General features: G+C 58.2%; 5 protein-coding genes. All 5 read left to right on the forward strand.

The window, feature by feature from the left end; genetic code table 11:
• Nucleotides 1–593, forward strand: a 593-nt coding sequence (locus tag AC51BJ_RS00040; protein WP_496278919.1) for a DUF4272 domain-containing protein, incomplete at its 5' end; no start/stop codon positions are given.
• Between the two features lie 69 nt (nucleotides 594–662).
• Entirely contained in the window at nucleotides 663–1,058 is a 396-nt protein-coding gene (locus AC51BJ_RS00045; protein ID WP_496278920.1) for a hypothetical protein, read from the forward strand.
• A gap of 66 nt (nucleotides 1,059–1,124) precedes the next feature.
• Complete coding sequence (locus AC51BJ_RS00050; RefSeq protein WP_496278921.1) at nucleotides 1,125–1,541, forward strand: acyl carrier protein; 417 nt, start codon at nucleotides 1,125–1,127, stop codon at nucleotides 1,539–1,541.
• Nucleotides 1,542–1,983: 442 nt separating this feature from the next.
• Nucleotides 1,984–2,337 (forward strand): hypothetical protein, encoded by a 354-nt coding sequence (locus AC51BJ_RS00055; protein ID WP_496278922.1) that lies wholly within the window; start codon nucleotides 1,984–1,986, stop codon nucleotides 2,335–2,337.
• 414 nt (nucleotides 2,338–2,751) lie between these two features.
• Nucleotides 2,752–2,963 (forward strand): hypothetical protein (locus AC51BJ_RS00060; RefSeq protein WP_496278923.1); only part of this gene is annotated, 212 nt, incomplete at its 3' end.

The following is a 2,963-nucleotide window of genomic DNA, read 5'->3' on the forward strand; positions in this document are numbered from 1 at the left end:
ACGTTAGATATCAAATGGAAGAACCTTATTTCGACGAAGGACCGGAAGACGAAATCCGAGATGCCGGTGCCATTGCGCGACGGGCGCTGGCGCTGTTCGCCGTCATTTCAATTGCGTTCGGCGACGACAAGCAGAAGTTGATTGATTGGCTGCGAGCGGAGGACTTATGGGCCGAGCTTTCGCCGGAAGAACTGGACTTCATAACGTCAGAGACGCCTAGTGAACGGCAGGTTTTCAACGCTTCGTGGCGGAGTGAAGCACTTTTGCTTCTGCTGTGGTCGCTTGGCTTGGTGGAAGCCATTCCCGCCCCCTCTGAAACTTGCAACCCAGCGTTGTTCCGGGACCTCCTTCCACCGCGTACGTCGGTGTCGGTGAACGAATTTATTGCGTCCGCCCGAAGAAGATCGGATGAGGTCTTGGTGGAAATGGCAGACGAAATTCTGAACTTGCACTGGGAGGCGCGTGATGCGTCAATCAATGGCCGTGAATGTCCAGAGGTTCATATCGGCATCATCCAGGAGCGTCACCATGGAATAAATTGGGCCATCGGCTACGGGGGCTCTCCATGGGACGAGGTGGCGACTGATACCTAACCAGTCGCTGCAGCGGACGGCTACGCTGCCCGCTGAGCTTCAACGTTAGGCGTCGTCAGAAAGACCGCTGTGGATTCGATGATCCTATTCTTTGGAGGCGCAACGCAGTCTCAAGTCGAAGAGGCGGCAGGCCCACATGGCTTCGCCAACGGTACTGTCACGCGTGGCTCTGTGAGCTTCTTTCTCCACGGCTATGGCGTCGAAGACCAGCTTGCCGAGCAAACCGAAGATGAATTGAGCAGGCTCTCAGGTGCCCTAGGCACAACAACGTCATGTGCGTTCCAGGTATCAGCTCCCCACGGTGAAGCCGCTCAACTTGCACTCGAAGTTGTTGCCCATCTCATGTCACGGTTTTCACCGGCCGTTCTCGACGACGATTTCGGTCACCTATGGTCGTCCAGTCAGGTATCCGATCTACTTGGCAACAGGCCGGAGCAGGGCATCTATGCGCTCCGCGACGCCTAACCCTTCCATCGAGAGGACTCGCCCCGGCAAGCCGGGTCTCGCCTCTCATGTCAAACGTTCGGCGTCATGAATACTGCACTCGGAATTGCCGTCCTCGCTCTCACTGTTGGGGTCTGGTTCTTCTTTGAGAAGCGACGAGTGGATAGGGAGTTCCAAAACACGTTTCGCGGTAGAGAGTCGCTATCGGATGACGACTTCTATGCAGCGTTTTATCAAGACTCTGGCATGTCTCGCGAGGTAGTAACCGGAGTACGGCAAGTCCTTGCAGACGAACTCCAAGGTGATGTGTCCAGGATGATCCCCGGTGATGACTTCTCGCGTAACTTACGGTTCCTCTTGGACAGCGACTCAATGGTTGACGTCGCCCTTGTCGAAGCACTTGAGAAGCGCTTCAGAATTGCGATCTCGGACAAGGAGGCGGAAGACACCAAAACTGTCCACGACGTCATCACTTTCGTGCACGGGAAGACGCTGTCCTCATGACGCCGAACCAATCATTCCAGCGGACCGGCAGAATGCTGCGCATTTCACCGTCCGCTGAATTCAAACGTTGATCGTCACCGGTTCTTGTGGTGCTGGCGGGCGGTCCAAATCTACGTGCAGCGCCCGAGCAGGCGACTGCGGCGGTCAGTGAGAATGGTCGTTTCGCACTCCGAGCACCCGTGAGTTCGCCCCTTGTCGCGCCATGCCTTTGTGCTAGTGTTTCGGGGCATTGAAGGCGGCGGGCCGTGGCAAGCGCCGCTGGCCTGGTTCAGTTCAGATCAACTGTGAGGGGCAACGGCTTCGTCACGCACAACCTGCCTTCGCTGACGGTCTCGGTGTCGTCCAACACTGCGTTCGAGCGGACCGCCCAAAGCTGCGCTTTGGGTACCCTGCGCGGCTGCGCCGCTCCGGCGTCCGCACAACTACGACGTTAGGAGACAAAATGCTCCCGCGACTCGAAATCGTGGTGCCTGCCGGGGCGAAGCCGGATGAGGAGGCGAAGCTTGTGGTTCTCTTCTTGCACGCGCTGTTGTCAGAGGCTAAGCCCGAGCAGTTCGTCGAAGTCTCAAATGGAATGGTCATTTCCGGCAATGCCAAGCTCCGCGAGCTCCTAACGATGGTCTTTCGCGCGAAGCGATTCGACGAATTCATTGGTCAGCTCAAATGCCTACTTCATGTCTCCGATGGAGCGCTTGGGGTTGTGCGTTGCGTCTATGGTGGCCAAGCTGCCAATTTTCGAATTACGGAGCAGAAGTCCATGCCACGCATGCAGTGGAAGATTGACCGTGTCTCCTAACCCCTCATTGCAGCGGACCGGCTTCGCCGTCCGCTGAACTCCAACGTTGAACGTCACCGGTTCTTGGTGTTTCTGGCGGGCGGTCCGAACCTGCGTGCAGCGCCCGAGCTAGCGGCTGCGGCGGTCAGCGAGTGCGGTCGCTTCGCACTCCGCGCTCGCGTGAGCTCGCCCCTTGTTGCGCCATGCCCTTGTGCTAGTGTTTCGGGGCATTGAGGGCGGCGGGCCGCGGCAAATGCAGCTGGCCTGGTTAAGTTCAGATCAACTTAGAGGGGCAACGGCTTCGTCATGCACAACGTGCCTTCGCTGACGGTCTCGGTGTCGTCCAACACTGCGTTCGAGCGGACCGCCCAAAGCTGCGCTTTGGGTGCCCTGCGCGGCTGCGCCGCTCCGGCGTCCGCACAACTACGACGTTAAATGGCGCAGGTCATCCCGTTGCTCACGCTACGTTCCTCAACCTCCAACCGTTCACTCCGCATCGAAGCGGTAACTAATTCCTATCTCTCTGCGGTGCTAGAAAGCCACGCGCTTTCGGCAAGTGTTGAGGTGTGGACCGAGACTGGAGATGTGGCGGGCCTCGCGCGGTTCTTCGGCGAACTTGGCGCTCTCGAAAAGCCCTGGAGCGGCGT

The organism is Methyloversatilis sp. S146-33 (genome assembly GCF_059552495.1).

Bases quoted from the DNA above. Each gene is read 5' to 3' on its own strand.
- AC51BJ_RS00055 (WP_496278922.1), top strand. From the start codon at position 1,984: ATGCTCCCGCGACTCGAAATCGTGGTGCCTGCCGGGGCGAAGCCGGAT.
- AC51BJ_RS00050 (WP_496278921.1), top strand. From the start codon at position 1,125: ATGAATACTGCACTCGGAATTGCCGTCCTCGCTCTCACTGTTGGGGTC.